Annotated in this window: 15 protein-coding genes; 1 reads left to right on the top strand and 14 read right to left on the bottom strand. The window is 71.2% G+C overall.

All coding sequences use genetic code 11. From position 1 onward, the window contains the following. Nucleotides 1-12: 12 nt before the first annotated feature. The 10 genes from AB0A90_RS31395 to AB0A90_RS31350 all read right to left on the bottom strand — a co-directional run bounded on the left by AB0A90_RS31395 (nt 13) and on the right by AB0A90_RS31350 (nt 10,179). Nucleotides 13-165, bottom strand: a complete 153-nt coding sequence (locus AB0A90_RS31395; protein WP_357254948.1) for a hypothetical protein — start codon at nt 163-165, stop codon at nt 13-15. Then, complete coding sequence (locus AB0A90_RS31390; RefSeq protein WP_357254903.1) at nt 162-677, bottom strand: arginine repressor; 516 nt, start codon at nt 675-677, stop codon at nt 162-164. Before AB0A90_RS31390 ends, AB0A90_RS31395 begins: the two co-directional genes overlap by 4 nt. Next, nucleotides 674-1,672, bottom strand: a complete 999-nt coding sequence (argF, locus tag AB0A90_RS31385; RefSeq protein ID WP_357254901.1) for an ornithine carbamoyltransferase — start codon at nt 1,670-1,672, stop codon at nt 674-676. Before argF ends, AB0A90_RS31390 begins: the two co-directional genes overlap by 4 nt. After that, nucleotides 1,669-3,000, bottom strand: a complete 1,332-nt coding sequence (locus tag AB0A90_RS31380; RefSeq protein WP_357254899.1) for an acetylornithine transaminase — start codon at nt 2,998-3,000, stop codon at nt 1,669-1,671. The genes argF and AB0A90_RS31380 overlap by 4 nt, the downstream gene beginning before the upstream one ends. Continuing rightward, a complete protein-coding gene (argB, locus tag AB0A90_RS31375) occupies nt 2,997-3,902 on the bottom strand; it encodes an acetylglutamate kinase (RefSeq protein ID WP_357254898.1) in 906 nt (301 codons plus the stop codon). The genes AB0A90_RS31380 and argB overlap by 4 nt, the downstream gene beginning before the upstream one ends. Continuing rightward, nucleotides 3,899-5,071: a bifunctional glutamate N-acetyltransferase/amino-acid acetyltransferase ArgJ gene (gene argJ / locus AB0A90_RS31370; protein ID WP_357254896.1), complete on the bottom strand. Its 1,173-nt coding sequence runs from the start codon at nt 5,069-5,071 to the stop codon at nt 3,899-3,901. Before argJ ends, argB begins: the two co-directional genes overlap by 4 nt. Further along, nucleotides 5,068-6,069 carry an N-acetyl-gamma-glutamyl-phosphate reductase gene (argC, locus tag AB0A90_RS31365; protein WP_357254894.1) on the bottom strand — a complete coding sequence of 334 codons (1,002 nt, stop codon included), beginning with the start codon at nt 6,067-6,069 and terminating at the stop codon, nt 5,068-5,070. The genes argJ and argC overlap by 4 nt, the downstream gene beginning before the upstream one ends. A 152-nt stretch (nt 6,070-6,221) precedes the next feature. Further along, nucleotides 6,222-7,052, bottom strand: a complete 831-nt coding sequence (locus tag AB0A90_RS31360; RefSeq protein WP_357254892.1) for a hypothetical protein — start codon at nt 7,050-7,052, stop codon at nt 6,222-6,224. Further along, entirely contained in the window at nt 7,049-9,361 is a 2,313-nt protein-coding gene (locus AB0A90_RS31355) for a hypothetical protein (RefSeq protein ID WP_357254890.1), read from the bottom strand. Before AB0A90_RS31355 ends, AB0A90_RS31360 begins: the two co-directional genes overlap by 4 nt. After that, entirely contained in the window at nt 9,358-10,179 is an 822-nt protein-coding gene (locus AB0A90_RS31350) for a hypothetical protein (protein WP_357254889.1), read from the bottom strand. The genes AB0A90_RS31355 and AB0A90_RS31350 overlap by 4 nt, the downstream gene beginning before the upstream one ends. Before the next feature lie 177 nt (nt 10,180-10,356). Between AB0A90_RS31350 and AB0A90_RS31345 the strand changes: the two genes are divergently transcribed. Further along, nucleotides 10,357-11,247, top strand: coding sequence for a Crp/Fnr family transcriptional regulator (locus tag AB0A90_RS31345; protein WP_357254887.1), 891 nt, complete (start codon nt 10,357-10,359; stop codon nt 11,245-11,247). Nucleotides 11,248-11,291: 44 nt separating this feature from the next. On the opposite strand, the gene pheT is transcribed toward AB0A90_RS31345, so the two are convergent. The 4 genes from pheT to rplT all read right to left on the bottom strand — a co-directional run bounded on the left by pheT (nt 11,292) and on the right by rplT (nt 16,438). Then, the gene (pheT, locus tag AB0A90_RS31340) at nt 11,292-13,838 is read right to left on the bottom strand and encodes a phenylalanine--tRNA ligase subunit beta (protein ID WP_357254886.1); all 2,547 of its coding nucleotides are present in this window, start codon (nt 13,836-13,838) and stop codon (nt 11,292-11,294) included. A gap of 40 nt (nt 13,839-13,878) precedes the next feature. Beyond that, nucleotides 13,879-14,946, bottom strand: coding sequence for a phenylalanine--tRNA ligase subunit alpha (gene pheS, locus AB0A90_RS31335; RefSeq protein WP_357254884.1), 1,068 nt, complete (start codon nt 14,944-14,946; stop codon nt 13,879-13,881). Nucleotides 14,947-15,164: 218 nt separating this feature from the next. Further along, on the bottom strand, nt 15,165-16,016 hold the full coding sequence (locus AB0A90_RS31330; RefSeq protein ID WP_357254882.1) for an RNA methyltransferase: 852 nt from the start codon (nt 16,014-16,016) through the stop codon (nt 15,165-15,167). 29 nt (nt 16,017-16,045) lie between these two features. Further along, nucleotides 16,046-16,438, bottom strand: coding sequence for a 50S ribosomal protein L20 (gene rplT, locus AB0A90_RS31325; RefSeq protein ID WP_007458417.1), 393 nt, complete (start codon nt 16,436-16,438; stop codon nt 16,046-16,048). Nucleotides 16,439-16,469 lie beyond the last annotated feature (31 nt).

Below are 16,469 nucleotides of genomic sequence, written 5' to 3'. Positions count from 1 at the left end.
CGCTCGCACCGGTCACTGTCCGCCACCGCCCAATCGGGCGTCCCGAGCGGCGGCCATCCGGCTCGGCAGCCCCCACAGCTGCACGAAGCCCTTGGCCAGGGACTGGTCGAACGTGTCTCCGATGTCCAACCCTCCGCAGTACGCGAGCACGACCCGCTCGGTCATGACGGGAGGTTCCCTTCGGCGGTGTCGTCCCGGCGTGCCCAACCGGCGAGCTTCTCGCCGAGCGCGGCCCCGCCGATGGCCTCGCGGGCCACCACGAGGATGGTGTCGTCGCCGGCGATGGTGCCGACGATCTCGGGCAGACCCGCCCGGTCCAACGCGCTGGCCAGGTACTGGGCCGCGCCCGGCGGGGTCCGCAGCACCGCGATGTTGCCGCTGGAGTCGACCCCGTTGAGCAGCTCACGCAGCAACCGCACCAGCCGCGCCGGAGCTGCCTCGGCGTCGCGCAGCGGTCGCTGGCCGTCCTCCGGGATCAGGTAGACGGCCGGTCCGTCACCGCCACGCACCTTGACCGCGCCCAACTCCTCCAGGTCCCGCGAGAGGGTGGCCTGGGTGACCACGACACCGTCGGCGGCGAGCAGGTCCGCCAACTCGGTCTGCGACCGGATCGCCCCGTCACGGATCAACTCCACGATCCGGGCGTGCCGGGCCGCGCGGGTCAACGGCCCGGTCATCGCCGCTCCCCGGTCGCAGTGTCGCCGGTCGCAGTGTCGCCGGTCGCGGCGTCACCGGTCGCGCCGTCACCGGTCGCGATTTCCAGCAGGAACGCCAGCAACGCCTTCTGCGCGTGCAGCCGGTTCTCCGCCTGGTCGAAGACCGCGCTCTGCGGCCCGTCGAGCACCTCGTCGGTGATTTCCTCACCACGGTGCGCCGGCAGGCAGTGCAGCACGATCGCGTCCGGCGCGGCCTGACCGAGCAGTTCCTTGTTGACCTGGTACGGCAGGAACGGGGTGATCCGGTCCAGCCCGTCGGACTCCTGCCCCATCGACGTCCAGGTGTCGGTGGCCAGCACCTCGGCATCGCGTACCGCCTCGGTCGGGTCGGTCAGCACCCGTACCGACCCGCCGGTGTCGGCGGCGATCCGGGCCGCCTGGTCCACGACGGCCGGATCGGGCGCGAACCCGGCCGGCCCGGCGATCCGCACGTGCATGCCGGCCAGCGCCCCGGCCAGCAGGTACGACTGCGCCATGTTGTTCGCGCCGTCGCCCACGTACGTCAGGGTGCGCCCGGCCGTGCCGCCGCACCGCTCCCGGATGGTCAGCAGGTCGGCCAGCAGCTGGCACGGGTGGAAGCCGTCGGTGAGCGCGTTGACCACCGGCACGGTGGCGCCCGCCGCGACCTCGGCGATCCGCTCGTCGCCGTGGGTCCGCAGCACGATGGCCGCGACGTAGCGGGACAGCACGCGTCCCGCGTCCGCCAGGGACTCGCCCCGGCCGAAGTGGGTGACCTGCGTGTCCACGACCAGCGGGTGCCCGCCCAACTCGGCGATCCCGACGTCGAACGAGATCCTGGTCCGCAGACTCTGCTTGTCGAAGAGCACCGCCACCGAACGGGGACCGGCCAGCGGCTGGTGGCCGAAGCGGTCCGCCTTCATCTGCGCGGCCAGGTCGAGAACGGTGGACTGCTCGGCCGGCGAGAGGTCGTCGTCGCGCAGGAAGTGCCGGGTCATGCGGTCGTCCCCGTGGTGGTCGTGGTGGTCGTGGTGGTCGTGGTGGTCGGCGTGGTCGGCGTGGTCGGCGTCGAGATCTTGGAAGATTTGGGCCCCTGGAGGGGCGCTTTCCCTCCAAGATCTGGCTCGGTCCCGGCGGTCCCGGCGGTCCCGGCGGCCGCCGGGGCCGTCGCGTCCAGGGCGGCGGGCAGCGCGGCGACGAAGGCGTCCACCTGCGCGGCGGTGAGGATCAGGGGCGGGACCAGCCGGAGCACGCCCGGCTGCACCGGGTTGACCAGGAAACCGGCCTCCCGCAGCGCCTCCGCGAGCACCGACGCCACGGGCGCGGTGAGCGTCACGCCGAGCAGCAACCCGGCGCCGCGTACGCCGTCGATCAGCGGGTGACCCAGCGCCTCGATGCCGCGACGCAGCCGCTCGCCGACCCGCTTGACGTTGTCGAGCAGGCCCTCGTTGGCGATGGTCGCCACCACGGCGAGCGCCGCCGCGCAGCTGACCGGGTTGCCGCCGAAGGTGGTGCCGTGCGAGCCGGGGGTGAGCAGGTCGGCGGCCCGGCCGAAGGCCAGCGTCGCCCCGATCGGCAGCCCGCCACCCAGCCCCTTGGCCAGGGTGACCACGTCCGGCTCCACGCCCTCGGCCTGGTGCGCGAACCAGTGCCCGGTACGCCCCACGCCGGTCTGCACCTCGTCGAGCACCAGCAGCGCGCCGTGCCGTGCGGTGATCCGCCGGGCCGCGGCCAGGTAGCCGGCCGGCGGGACGACGACGCCGTTCTCACCCTGGATGGGCTCCAGGATCAGCATCGCGGTGGCGTCCGTGACCGCCGCTTCGAGGGCGGCCACGTCGCCGTAGTCGACGTGGGTCACTTCGCCGGGCAGCGGCCGGAACGGGTCGGCCTTGGCCGGCTGACCGGTCAACGCGAGCGCGCCCATGGTGCGGCCGTGGAAGCCGCCCCGGGTGGCCACCACGTGCGTGCGGCCGGTGCGCCGGGAGAGCTTGAACGCCGCCTCGTTCGCCTCCGCGCCCGAGTTGGCGAAGAACACCCGGCCCGGCCGGCCGGCGAGCGCCAACAGCAGCTCGGCCAGGGCCACCGGCGGCTCCGCCACGAAGAGGTTGGACACGTGCCCGAGGGTCGCGACCTGCTTCGACACCGCCGCCACCACGGCCGGGTGGGCGTGACCGAGGGCGTTCACCGCGATGCCACCGACCAGGTCGAGGTATTCGCGGCCGGCGTCGTCGACCACCACGGCGCCGGCACCGGAGACCAGCGCCAGCGGCGGCGTGCCGTAGTTGTCCATCATGGACTGCTTCCAACGCTGCGCCAACGTGCTCACGACGCGACCATCCCGTCTCCCGGCACCACCATCGTTCCGAACCCCTCCGAGGTGAACACCTCAAGCAACGTCGAGTGCGCCACCCGACCGTCGACGACGTGCGCGGCGGGCACTCCCCCACGCACCGCCCGCAGGCAGGCCTCCATCTTCGGCACCATCCCCGACTCCAGACTGGGCAGCAGCTTGGCCAGGTCATCCGCGACGATCTCGGAGACCAGGCTGGTGGTGTCCGGCCAGTCCGCGTACAGGCCGGCCACGTCGGTGAGTACGACCAGCTTGCGGGCCCGCAACGCGATGGCCAGCGCCGCGGCTGCGGTGTCCGCGTTGAGGTTGTGCAGCACCCCGTCCGCGTCCGGCGCCACCGTGGAGATCACCGGAATCCGACCGGCGTCGATCAGGTCGGTCACCGCCGACACGTCGACCGACTCGACGTCACCGACCTGGCCGACGTCGACCGGCAACCCGTCCACGTACGCCGGGCGGCGCACCGCCGTGAACAGCCGCGCGTCCTCGCCGGAGAGGCCGACCGCGTACGGGCCGTGCGAATTGATCAGCCCGACCAGCTCGCGGCCCACCTGCCCGACCAGCACCATCCGGACCACGTCCATCGCCTCGGCGGTGGTCACCCGCAGGCCGCCCCGGAACTCACTGGCGATGCCGAGCCGGCCCAGCATGGCCGAGATCTGCGGACCGCCGCCGTGCACCACCACCGGCTTGAGACCGGCGTACCGCAGGAAGACCATGTCGGCGGCGAACGCCCGCTGCAACTCGGGGTCGGTCATGGCGTTGCCGCCGTACTTCACCACCACCGTCGAGCCGGAGAAGCGCGCCAGCCAGGGCAGCGCCTCGATCAGCGTCTCCGCCTTGACCTGGGCGCGGGCGAGGTCGGTGCTGAGACTCATGAGGAGTACGCCGAGTTCTCGTGCACGTACGCGTGGGACAGGTCGTTGGTCCAGATCGTCGCGGCCGACGAGCCGGCGTGCAGGTCGATCCGGATGGTCACGTTGCGCCCGGTCAGGTCGACCTTCGAGCGGTCCTCGGCGGCGGCACCGCCCCGGCACACCCACACCCCGTTGACCGCCACGTCCACCTCGTCCGGGTCGAAGGCGGCGGCGGTGGTGCCGACCGCGGCGAGGATCCGCCCCCAGTTGGGGTCGTTGCCGAACAACGCCGTCTTGACCAGGTTGTTGCGCGCCACCGTGCGGCCCACCTCGACCGCGTCGTCCTCGTCGGCCGCGCCGACCACGTCGATGGCGACCTCCTTGGTGGCGCCCTCGGCGTCGGCCACCAACTGCTGGGCCAGGTCGTGACAGGCCTCGGTCACGGCCGCGGTCAACTCGGCAAGCGTCGGCTCGATGCCGCTCGCACCGCTGCTCAGCAGCAACACCGTGTCGTTCGTGGACATGCAGCCGTCGGAGTCGACCCGGTCGAAGGTGACCCGCGTCGCGGCCCGCAGCGCCTCGTCCAGCGTCGCCGGCCCGGCCACCGCGTCGGTGGTGAGAACGCAGAGCATGGTGGCCATCCCCGGCGCGAGCATCCCGGAGCCCTTGGCCATGCCGCCGACGGTCCAGCCCCCACCGGGGGCCACCGTGGTCTTCGGCCTGGTGTCCGTGGTCATGATCGCCTCGGCGGCGGCCTGGCCGCCGGCCCGGGACAGCCTGCGGATCGCCGAGCGGACGCCCGGCAGCAGCTTCGGCATCGGCAGCCGCTCACCGATCAACCCGGTCGAGCAGACCGCCACGTCGCCGGCACCGAGGATCAGTCGCGGACTCACCGAGGTCAGCGCGGCGGCGGTGTGCTCGGCGGTGGCGTGGGTGTCCTGGAAGCCGCCCGGGCCGGTGCAGGCGTTGGCACCGCCGGAGTTGAGCACCACGGCGCGAACCACGCCGCCCTGCACGACCTGCTGCGTCCAGCGCACCGGCGCGGCCTTGACCCGGTTGGTGGTGAACACACCTGCCACACCCGCGTCCGGGCCGTCGTTGACCACCAGGGCGACGTCCGCGCCACCGCCGGCCTTGAGGCCGGCGGCGACCCCGGCCGCCCGGAACCCCCGTGGGGTGGTGACACTCATGGTGCGGTCCCCCAGATCGACAGGCCCGTCGTCTCCGGCAGGCCGAGCATCAGATTGGCATTCTGTACGGCCTGACCGGCCGCGCCCTTGCCCAGGTTGTCCAGGGCGCTGAGCACGATCAGGCGACCCGAGTCGACGTCGACGGTGGCCTGTAGGTGACACGAGTTGGAGCCCAGCGTGGCGGCGGTGTGCGGCCAGCGGCCCTCCGGCAGCACGTGCACGAACGGCGCGTCGGCGTACGCCCGCGCCAGCACCTCCTGCGGGTCGACGCCGCGCGCCGGCACCGCCGTGACCGTGGCCAGGATCCCGCGCGGCATCGGCGCCAGGACCGGGGTGAACGACAGACCGGTTGCGCCGGTGGCCTGCTTGATCTCCGGTGTGTGCTGGTGGGTGCCCACCCGGTACGGCGACAGGTCCCCCATCACCTCGCTGGCCAGCAGGTGCGCCTTCGTCGACCGGCCGGCGCCGGAGGTGCCGGAGGCGGCGACCACCACCACGTCGGCGGGGCTGGCCGCACCGTCGGCGATCAGCGGCGCGAGCGCCAGGGTGATCGCCGCGGCGTAACAGCCGGTGTTCGCCACCCGGGTGGAACCGGAGATCAGCTCCCGCTGACCGGGCAGCTCGGGCAGGCCGTAGGTCCACTGCCCGGCGTGCGTGCCGCCGTAGTACTGCGCCCAGGCGTACGGGTCGGCGAGGCGGTGATCCGCGCCCAGGTCGACGATCCGCACCTCGTCCGGGAGTTGGGCCGCGAGGGCCGCCGACTCACCATGCGGCAGGGCCAGGAAGACCAGGTCCGCGTCGGCCAGGGTCGCCGGGTCGGTCTGGCCGAGCACCAGGTCCAGCCCGGTGAGCTGCGGATGCACCACGTCGACACGATGCCCGGCCTGGCTGTGCGCGGTGGCGGCGACCAGGTCGAACTCCGGGTGCCCGGCGATCAGACGCAGCAACTCACCACCTGCGTACCCGCTCGCACCGGCGACCGCGACTCGAATCCCCATACCCACCTCCGCATGACTATGCAGCGAAGATTAACAAGGACGACTCACGAGTGCAAGTTCATGCAGCATACTGCATGCTAATGAACAGATAGCCGCATCGGTCAAGCGCTGGGTGTCCTCTGCCCAGGCGAGCCCGGCAGAGGACACCCGTGTCAGTTAACCCCCTCGGACAAGCCGTGCTGACGCTCATACGTCTTCAGAGCCGCATCCCATGCCTCGGTGTATTCGCTCGGCCCCATACCGAGATCGCCGTGTCCACGCACCGCCTCACGGAGCAGTTTGACGAGGTCAGGGACGCTCTCCCGACGTTCCTCCACGTACCGGCGGAACACCTCGGCGAACTGCTCACCCGTCAACCGCGCCGCATGCGAGGTCACCGGATCGCCCTCAAGACCCTGCAGCACCGCGCACCATCGACGAGTCAGTGCGTCCGCCTGGGTTGCCCTGATCTTCTGCAACTCGTGATCGCACTCGAGCCGGATCCGATCCTCCCAGTACGGCCGGAGCCGCTCCCGGACACGCTCGTCCGGGCTGACCCGAATGAGCACACCGAAGGACGGCAAGGTGCCCTCGCGCGGCCAGCGTTGTCCACCGAAGATTTTGTTCAACGCACGCTCGAGGTCGTGCGAACGGTGAGGCTCGTGTTCACGAGCCAGGTCCACTGCCCGTTCCCGGACGATCCCGGCAGCCCAGCCCAGATAGCGCTCGGCGCGGAGCCGAAGCTCCTCGTAGGTCATGTTCTGCGCAGTCCAGTTCAAAGCGGCGTGCAGGCGGAAGTCGAAGGCGTCCCCCTTTGCCGGCACCAGGATCGGCGTCGGGACATCCTGACGGAACGTCACCGTGGCGGGGACGATCGGCGGTGGCGGGGTGGGAGGAAGAGGGAGTTCAGCCGGCGGAAAGAGGGCATGCCACCAACGGCGGCGTTCCGTCTGCGTGGGTACGAATGGTTTCGCGCCGGGACGACCGGCGGGACCCATGGTCATCGCGTCTCCTCATCGATCAGGCGTTGTACGTCATCGAGCAGGTCGTTGTGGGGCATCACGGGACGCCATACGTGATGGAGCTGATGCTCCAGGCGATGGCGCAGCGCAGGCTGCCCAGCGATCACGTGACGCACGAGCTCCAGGCAGTGGCCGGCGACGGCTGGCTGCCGGTCCGCCCGGTCCAGCCAGAAGCCGAGGGTCCGCCACGAGCGATACGCCGTCCGCGGCAGGCTGAGGGCGACCGCCCAGAGCACGGCCAGGTCGACCAAACGGATCGTTCTTCGATCGACCAGATGCAGCAGCTCCGGCCAGTGCTCGCTGGGCGGTTCCGCCCAGCGATCCGCGAGCACCCGGAGAGTCCGCGCGGCGTGGAGAGGCACCTCGGTGTCGACAGACGCGGTCCAATCCACCAGCGCCGGCACGACGCTCGCAGCATGACCGTTTTGATATACCTCGACCAGCCCTCGGACGACGGAGTTGTTCCGCCGCTGCATCCGAGCCTTCGCCACCTGGCGTAACTGCGCCAACGCCATATCCGGCCAGAGCCTGGCCAACCCGAGGCTGTACGCGCGCGCCACGGTGTCCTGTAGGTGCGCTGCCGGTCCAGCGGCCCACTGATCGAGCTCGGCACGGACCCGATGGCGCAACTCCGGCTGCATGGCCATGGCGACCAGCACGATCGCTGCCGCTTGTCGGACCCCTGCCCGCCGTTCCCGGGCCAATTCCCCCACCGTGTCGAGGGCCGCCTGCACGTCGCGCGTCGCCGACCACCCGATGGCCCCGGCGGCGGCCTGCCGGACCGGCGGAAGGTTTCCTCGGATCAGGTCTGCGAGCCAGTCGAGGAGTTGTCTGGGCGACCACCAGTCAGTCCACGCGACTTCCAGCATTGCCGACCGGACCGACTCGGTACCCGCCGGAAAGTCGATCCGGCACCCGCCCGGCACACGAGCGTCGGGCACCCGCGCGACGGCTTGGCTCAGTGTCGGCCCCAACAGCGCGTCGATCGCCGACCCACGGAGAGGTGCGTCGAACGACGTCACCTCGTGGAAGTCCAGTCGGGCCAGGCGTTGAGCTGCCTCGTGTATCTCGGCCACGGACTGTCCGGCAAGCACGGCGCAGGAGAGGCGGAAGGCTCGTACCTCATCATTGGTGAACCCGTCGATCTCCTCGCCGCCGCGTGGCACGTCGAGGATCTCGACGGCGCGCTCCCGAAGTTGAAGCGGCAGAAACTGCTCCAGTCGCTCGGCCAGGGCGCCAGCCTTGGGAGCAGTGGCAGCGATCGTCTCGACGATCTTCAGGACCTCGCTGGGCCGAGGCTCTCCGGCCAGGTAGGTAGACAACAGTGGGTGTCCGACACAGTCCAGATCCACATACCGCTCCAGGCAGCGCCCGTGGCAGGTGTCCGTGCACCAGCCGACACACTGCCCTCTGAGCTGATGGCGAAGTTGCGCCCGAAACACCTCGGCTGCCGGGGCCGGGCGATGTTCCACGACGTGGCTGGCGAAGTCGCGCTTCCGCTGGGAGAAGTCACCGACCAGGACCACCGTCGTGCTCGAGGTCGCGGCCCTGGCGGCCAGAGCCACAAGTGTGAATCCGTCGACCGCGCGGAGAACCCCCTCGCTCAGTTCGACCACGTAGCCGTGCCCTGCGGGCAACGATGCCCCCGCGCCGAGCAGATCGGACAACTGATCGACGCCACCGAGCACACCGACCCGGTCGAACCCGTGCCTGCGGGCCACCGCCAGGGTGGCCGAAGTAAACCGTCCACTCCCGACCGAACCGGAGAGACAGACCAGGTGCTGGTGCTGGAGATAGTGGTCGAGTCGCTGGTCACTGGGCGTGGACGCGTACCCGCTGGCAGTTTCGCGGATGCTGGCCTCGGCCAGTGTTTCGAACCAGACGCGCCCAGCGCCGTCGGATCGGGCGGTGGTGAGGTTGACCGTCCCGATCGCGACGGCACCGTGACCGGTAGCGTTCTGCCCCTGCACCTGAACATCGCCGACATCGATGCCGCCCGAGCCACCCAGCAGGCCGGCCAGCCGACGCAGCACGTCCGCAGGGTCAAGCAGGTCTTCAGGATCATCCGCCTCCTCCTCCGGCGGCTCCCCGAGTGGCACCTCCGCCGAACCCAGCTCATCCTCGCCATCGACCGAGCCCGTGACTGTTGATCCGTCCCGCGACCCGTCGAGCACACCATCGCCGGGGTCGGCGAGCGGGCCATCGACAGAGCGCTCATCCGACACCTCAAGTAGAAGGCTCTCCAGATCCCGCTCAGTGCCAGCGGAGGCAGGGGAGTGCTGACCGATCATCCGGGGATGCCTCGCCTCGTGCCGAAGTTCGCGTCGCGGCCGACCGAGCCGATAGCCGTCGCACCCTGGCCGATCGCGTTCGGCCCCTTGACGCGGATGTCGCCGGTGCGAATCCCACCCGACCCTGCCGCGTTGTTCGCTACCTTCGCCTCCGCGCTGTCCGTCGGCTTCTCCGCAGCCTCAGCAGGGCCTCCCTCAATGGTCGGCACGACGCCCGGGACCGGGGTTCCGCTGAGATCCTCGTCCACCACACAGAGCCAGGCGTACTCGCGGAATTCCTTGTCCGGATGAGCCACCTCGACCCGCACGAAACGCTCGGGTCGCATCTCTTCCGGATACTCGCTGACCACGTCCCGAAAGATCTCGGTCGAGACGATGAGCGCCACCCCAGCCTCGGGAAATGCTGCCAAAGCTTTCTTCACGGGATCGGCCTCGCACAGGCGACAGACGAAAATGACGGCGTTGCCGGGGAAGCCGTTCGCACCGTCCAGGTGCACCAAACCCTGGTGCACGGCTACCCGGAGTCGGATTCGGGCAACGGGGAGGCGGCTGCTGTTGTAGTTGCGCAGCCGCCGGTTCAACTCCGGCACGAACCTACCGATGACTCGGGACTCGGACACCTCGCGGGGCACGATTGCCAGCTCGCCGTCGCCCGCCTGTTGAGTAGTCCATGCCACGCGGTCCAGGCCGACGGCACCGGCGGCCTCGTGCAGTAACTCTCGGAAATGCCGTTGCGCCTCATACTGCTGCAGGTTGCCGCGTCGGCTGTACCGTTCCATATCTACGGAGATCAACAGTCGTCGCTCGGGATGTTGCATCAAGCTCCCGCCCTTCGTCACCCGGCTCGCCCCAACGAGCGAGCACCGCAGGAGCCATCGAACCGCCGGGGACTGATCGGGATCCCGTAGAAGTACGGCATCGTCTCGGGCTGTCGAAAATCGGTCATCCCGTTCTGTTCGGGAGTCAGCTACACGCTCGGACGGTGTCCTTGTCGCATGAGGACGAATCTGTTTGAGCTGGTGCTAGCCCTCGAATGGTCACCGACGGCTGTCCTGGTGTTGATGGCCATCCGCCTGCTGGTGGAAATCGTCACCACGACAGGGGCGTCGCGCTGCGCACAGGAACGGCTACGCTTCGGCGGCTGTCAGTGGACAAGGAGGCTGAGGCCGCAGATGCGACGACCCCGTGAGCTGTCCGGCGGCGAGTGGCCCTACGGCACGTTTCTGCAACGGCTCGCGCCTCCAGTCCGGATGACGCTACTGGGGCTGGGCGTCCGTCGTCAGGTTCCCGCCGGCCAGATTGTGATCCACGAGGGCACACGGGAATCCCACCTGGTGCTCCTCGAAGAGGGCCTGACAAAGGTGACGGCGTCCCTGCCGGACGGTCGGTCCGCCCTGCTGTCGCTCCGGGTGGGCGGTGATCTCGTGGGCGAGATGTCCGCGCTGAACAACGCGCCCCGCTCGGCGACCGTCACGACCTGCGGACCCGCGAGATACAGCGTGATCCAGCCGGACCGGTTCAAACGGTTCCTGAAGGAACATCCCGACGCCGCCCTCGAACTCGCCGCGATGGTGTCCGACCGGCTGCGCTGGTCCAATCGACGGCGGATCGACTTCACCTCGTACTCGGTGAAACTGCGTGTCGCGCGCGTAGTCGCGGAACTGTGCCGCACCCACGGTCGGCAAGGACCCGACGGCATCATCATCGACGTCCGACTCACGCAACCCGACCTGGCCACTATCTGCGGAGCCTCCGAGACCTCCATCCAGAAGGCGCTGCGCGAGCTACGGACAGACGGGCTGGTCGACACCGATTACCGCCGGATCACCGTCCGCGATCTGGCGGGTCTGCGGAAGCTCGGCAACCTGGAATCAAGCGACGACTGACGTGCCTCCTCCCGCCGTGGGCAGGAGGAGGCACGTCACGTCTCTTACGCGCCGCGCAGGGTCGCGCCGAGGCGTTCCGCCGCGACGGCGACCGCCGCGTCCCGTGCCGCGACCGCCTCCTCGACGGTCAGCGTCCGGTCCGGCGCCCGGAAGGTCAGCTTGTACGCCAACGACCGGCGCCCCTCACCGAGCTGCGTCCCGGAGTAGACGTCGAACAGCCGCACGTCCTCCAGCAGTTCACCGGCGCCCGCCTCCAGCGCTCGGCGCACCTGCTCCGCCGGCACCGAGTCGTCCACGACCAGGGCCACGTCGATGAGCGCCGGCGGGAAGCCGGACACCGTCGGCGCGGGCGTCACCGGGGTCGGCGGCAGCGTGTCGAGGTCCAGCTCCATCGCGCAGGTGCGCCGGGGCAGTTCCAGGGCCGCGACCACCACCGGGTGCAGCTCACCGGCGTGCCCGACGACCGTGTCGTCGACCCGCAGTTCGGCGCAGCGGCCGGGGTGCCACGGCGCGTACTCGGCCGCGCGCACCTCGACCCGCTCGTCGGGGATCCCGGCGGCGGCCAGCACGTCCCGGGCCGCCTCGATCGCGTCCGCCCAGCCGGCCGGTCGACCCGCACCCCACCAGCCGGTCGGGTCAAGGTCGCCGGCGAGCACCACCGCGACGTGCACCGGCTGCGCCGGCACCACCGCGTCGGCGGCGGCGAACTCCGCGTCGGTGGGACGCCGGTCCACGCCCATCTCCGGCGGGCTGCCGGCACCGACGCGCGGGTGGAAGACCGCGCCGATCTCGTAGAGGGCGAGGTCGCGGTGACCCCGGCCGAGGTTGCGCTTGAGGATGCCGAGCAGCGGGCCGAGCAGCGTGGTGCGCAGCAGCGGCTCCTCCTCGGACAGCGGGTTGGCCAGTCGCACGGCGGGCCGGCGCGCGTCGTCGGCGGGCAGGCCGAGCTGGTCGGCCAGTTCCGGCGACACGAACGGGTGCGCGAGCACCTCCACGTACCCCCGCTCGGCGAGGGACCCGGCGACTGCGCGGCGGCGACGCTGCCGCGGGGTCAGGCCGCGGCCGGGGGGCGCGGTCGGCAGCACCGACGGCACCTTGTCGTACCCGTCGAGGCGGACCACCTCCTCGACCAGGTCGGCCGGGTCGGTCAGGTCGGGCCGCCAGGTCGGCGGGGTGACGCTCAGCGCCGTCCCGGCGCCGCTGGCCAGACCGAGTGCGCCCGGGTCCTCGAGCAACCGGTCGTCGCCCTGCGCGACGGTGCAGCCCACCCGCTCCAGCAGGGCCACCACCCGCGCCGGCGGGTACTCGACTCCGACCCGCCGGGTCGGCAGGTCCGCCGGCAGCGTGATCGGGGTACGCGGCCGGACGTGGTCGATGTCCAGGATCTCCGCGCTCGGGGTGCCCCCGCCGTGCTCGGTGAGCAGCCGCACGGCACGCTCCAGCGCGACGAGCGCCACGGCCGGGTCGACGCCCCGCTCCCAGCGCTTCGCGGCCTCGCTGAACAGCTTGTGCCGGCGAGCCGTACGCCCGACCATCGCCGGGTCCCAGTGCGCGGCCTCGAACAGCACGGTGGTGGTGCCGGCGACGACCTCGCTGGTCTCGCCGCCCATCACCGCCGCGAGGGAGATCGGCCCGGTGTCGTCGCAGATCACCATGTCGTCGGCCGTCAGCACCCGGTGGACGCCGTCCAGGGTGGTCAGCTTCTCCCCCGCCTCCGCGCGACGGACGACCAGCGGCCCGACGATCCGGTCGGCGTCGAAGGCGTGCATCGGCTGGCCCAGCTCCAGCATCACGTAGTTGGTGATGTCGACCGGCAGCGAGATGCTGCGGATGCCGGCGGTGACCAGCCGCTGGGCCATCCAGGACGGTGTGGGCGCGTTCGGGTCGACGCCGCGGACCAGGCGGGCGGTGTACCGGTCGCAGCCGACCGTGTCGCGAACCTCCACCGGGTACGCCGGCGTCTCGGTGCCGCCCGGCGCCGGCGTCAGGGCCGGGTCGTGCAGCGGCACGTCGAAGGCGTGCGACAGCTCCCGGGCCAGGCCGCGCAGGCTCAGCGCGTACCCCCGGTCGGGGGTGATCTCCAGGTCGAACACGACATCGTCGAGGCCGACCACCGGGCGCGCGTCGTCGCCCGGCTTGGCCGTCACCTCCGGCCCCAGCACGATGATGCCGGAGTGGTCGTCGCCCAGACCCAGCTCCTTCGCCGAGCAGATCATGCCCGCCGAGTTGTGCCCGTACGTCTTGCGGGCGCCGATCGCGAAGCCGCCGGGCAGCACACCGCCGGGCAGGATCACCACGACCCGGTCACCGACGGCGAAGTTGCGCGCCCCGCAGACGATCTCCTGCGGCTCGCCGGTGCCGTTGGCGGCACCCACGTCGACCCGGCAGAAGCGGATTGGCTTCTTGAAGCCGGTGAGCTCCTCGATCTCCCGCACCTCGCCGACGACGAGCTGACCGGTGACCGCCCCGGCCAGGTCCACCACGGACTCGACCTCGATGCCGAGGTCGACCAGGGCCTGCTCCAGGTCACCGGTGGGCAGGTCGGCGGGGAGATCGACGTACTCCCGGAGCCAACTGACAGAAACTCGCATGACGTCAGACCACCGTTCCCGTGTCTCGTACCCGCATCGCCTACGCCCCGGTCCCGAGCGCGCGGCTGAACCGCACGTCGCCCTCGAAGAGATGGCGGATGTCGCTGACCCCGTGCCGGACCATCAGGGTCCGGTCGATGCCCATCCCGAACGCGAAGCCGGAGTAGACCTCCGGGTCGACGCCGCAGGCGCGCAGCACCCGCGGGTTGACCATCCCGCAGCCACCCCACTCGACCCACTGCGGGCCGTCGCGGTGCTCCGGGAACCACACGTCGAACTCTGCCGACGGCTCGGTGAACGGGAAGTAGTGCGGCCGCCACCGGGTCTTCGCCTCCGGACCGAACATCGCCCGGGCGAAGTGGTCGAGGGTGCCCCGCAGGTGCGCCATCGTGATGCCCTTGTCGACGACCAGGCCCTCGGCCTGGTGGAACACCGGGCTGTGGGTGGCGTCGATCTCGTCGGTGCGGTAGACGCGGCCGGGCACGATCACGTAGATCGGTGGCTTCCGACTGAGCATGGTGCGGGTCTGCACCGTGGAGGTGTGCGTCCGCAGCACCAGCCCGGACCCCTCCGGCGCGATGTGGAACGTGTCCATCAACCCGCGCGCCGGGTGGTCGGCGGGGATGTTCAACGCGTCGAAGTTGACCCACTCCAGGTCGACCTCGGGACCCTCGGCCACCTCGTAGCCCATCCCGACGAACAGGTCGCTGATCGACTCCATCAGGACGCTCAGCGGGTGCCGGGCACCCCGCGGACGCCTGTCGTAGGGCAGGGTGACGTCCACCCGCTCCTCGACCAGCACCCGCTCGGCCTGCTCACGCTCCAGCACCTCGGCGCGGTCGGCGTACGCGGTCTCGATCGCCCGGCGGGCCTCGTTGACCCGCTTACCGGCGTCGGACTTCGCGGCCGGCGGCAACGCGCCGATCTCGCGGCGCGCGAGGGAGACCGGCGACCGGTCCCCCAGGTGCACCGAGCGCAGCGCGGTCAACGCGTCCGGGTCGGCGGCGGCCGTGAACGCCTTCGTGGCGTCCGCGACAGCCTCGTCCAGGGCGGCGGGGTCGAGCAGGGCGACCTGCTTCGGGTCGTACGGATCGTTTCGGTAGCTCATGGCGTACGGGCACTCCCTCACGGCGGCGCCAGCCCTCACCGGGGCGGCTAGGCGAGTCTACGGACGCGCGGCTTCGCCGCAGCCCGCCGGTAGGAGTTGTGCAGGGAGCAGGTCAGGCCCGCCGCCCGCCGACACCGGCGGGCTGGCTAAACGAACGCCGTGTCGCGTTCATGGGCGGACGCTCTCCCCTGCTGTCAGTCACGCCGGGCACGATCACCTCAGCGCTGTGCTCTCGCTGAAGCGTACAGGCACACCGCCGCCGCGGCAGCCAGGTTGAGGCTCTCCGCGCGCCCGTACAGCGGCACCCGCACCCGGGCGTCGGCCGCCGCGGTCAACTCCTCGGGCAGGCCGTGCGCCTCCGAGCCGAACAACCAGGCGGTGGGCCCGACGAGCCGACCGTAGTCGGTCAGGTCGTCCAGGTCGCTGTCGCCGTACCCCGTGGTGGCGAAGATCGACAGCCCGGCGGCGCGCAGCGCGTCGACCACCGTGACCGGGTCCGGCGCGCGGACCACGTCGACGTGGAAGAGGCTGCCGGCCGACGCCCGCACGCACTTGCCGTTGTACGGGTCGACGGCGTCGCCGGCGAAGATCACCGCACCCGCGCCGGCGGCGTCGGCGGTGCGCAACACCGTGCCGGCGTTGCCGGGGTCGCGGATCTCGGCGAGGACCGCCACCAGCCGGGGCGCATTCGCGAGGGCCTGCTCCAACGACACGTCGAGGTGTTGGCAGACCGCGACCAGCCCCTGCGGGGCGACGGTCTCGGTCAGGGCGGCGAGGGCGTCGTCGGTGATCTCGGAGACGGGCACGTCGGCGCGGGCCGCCGTGGCGGCCAACTCCGGGTGCCGGTCGAGCGCGGCGGGCGTACCGAACAGCTCGGTGACCACCCCCGGCCGCGCCAGGGCCTCGCGGACCGCCTGCGGTCCCTCGGCCAGGAACCGGCCGGTGGCGTCGCGGTCGCGCCGGCGCTGCAACCGCCGGGCGGCGACAACCCTGGGGGTACGCGGGGTGAAGGCCATGATGTGCGTTCCTCCGGCACGATTGAGGCGCCCCCCGGACGGCGGTGCCGACACGGGAGACGCCTCGCTCTGGTGCGTGGGGATCAGGCGGCCTGAGCCGCCGCGCCGCCGGTGCCCTCGGCCGTGACCGCGGCCCGGGCCAGCTCCACGATCGCCGCGAAGGAAGCGGCGTCGTTGACAGCCATGTCGGCCAGGATCTTGCGGTCGACCTCGATGCCAGCCAGACGCAGGCCCTGGATCAGACGGTTGTAGGTCATCCCGTTGGCCCGGGCGCCCGCGTTGATCCGCTGAATCCACAGCTGCCGGAAGTCGCCCTTGCGGTCGCGACGGTCCCGGTAGGCGTACTGCATCGAGTGCAGCACCTGCTCCTTGGCCTTGCGGTACAGCCGGGAGCGCTGACCGCGGTAACCGCTCGCGGTCTCCAGCAGGGTACGACGCTTCTTCTGGGCGTTTACAGCCCGCTTGACGCGTGCCATCTCAACTCCTTAAAACGTAAAGGTGGCGCGC

Origin of the sequence: Micromonospora sp. NPDC049204 (assembly GCF_040647935.1) — a bacterium.
Lineage (GTDB): Bacteria > Actinomycetota > Actinomycetes > Mycobacteriales > Micromonosporaceae > Micromonospora.
The sequence above is the reverse complement of the archived record's forward strand: the minus strand, read 5'-3'. Positions and strand labels throughout refer to the sequence as shown.

Excerpts from the sequence above, each read along its gene's own strand:
- AB0A90_RS31395 (WP_357254948.1), bottom strand. The coding sequence starts at position 165 with ATGACCGAGCGGGTCGTGCTCGCGTACTGCGGAGGGTTGGACATCGGA.
- AB0A90_RS31390 (WP_357254903.1), bottom strand. The coding sequence starts at position 677 with ATGACCGGGCCGTTGACCCGCGCGGCCCGGCACGCCCGGATCGTGGAG.
- argF (WP_357254901.1), bottom strand. The coding sequence starts at position 1,672 with ATGACCCGGCACTTCCTGCGCGACGACGACCTCTCGCCGGCCGAGCAG.
- argB (WP_357254898.1), bottom strand. The coding sequence starts at position 3,902 with ATGAGTCTCAGCACCGACCTCGCCCGCGCCCAGGTCAAGGCGGAGACG.
- argJ (WP_357254896.1), bottom strand. The coding sequence starts at position 5,071 with ATGAGTGTCACCACCCCACGGGGGTTCCGGGCGGCCGGGGTCGCCGCC.
- argC (WP_357254894.1), bottom strand. The coding sequence starts at position 6,069 with ATGGGGATTCGAGTCGCGGTCGCCGGTGCGAGCGGGTACGCAGGTGGT.
- AB0A90_RS31360 (WP_357254892.1), bottom strand. The coding sequence starts at position 7,052 with ATGACCATGGGTCCCGCCGGTCGTCCCGGCGCGAAACCATTCGTACCC.
- AB0A90_RS31355 (WP_357254890.1), bottom strand. The coding sequence starts at position 9,361 with ATGATCGGTCAGCACTCCCCTGCCTCCGCTGGCACTGAGCGGGATCTG.
- AB0A90_RS31350 (WP_357254889.1), bottom strand. The coding sequence starts at position 10,179 with ATGCAACATCCCGAGCGACGACTGTTGATCTCCGTAGATATGGAACGG.
- AB0A90_RS31345 (WP_357254887.1), top strand. The coding sequence starts at position 10,357 with ATGAGGACGAATCTGTTTGAGCTGGTGCTAGCCCTCGAATGGTCACCG.
- pheT (WP_357254886.1), bottom strand. The coding sequence starts at position 13,838 with ATGCGAGTTTCTGTCAGTTGGCTCCGGGAGTACGTCGATCTCCCCGCC.
- pheS (WP_357254884.1), bottom strand. The coding sequence starts at position 14,946 with ATGAGCTACCGAAACGATCCGTACGACCCGAAGCAGGTCGCCCTGCTC.
- rplT (WP_007458417.1), bottom strand. The coding sequence starts at position 16,438 with ATGGCACGCGTCAAGCGGGCTGTAAACGCCCAGAAGAAGCGTCGTACC.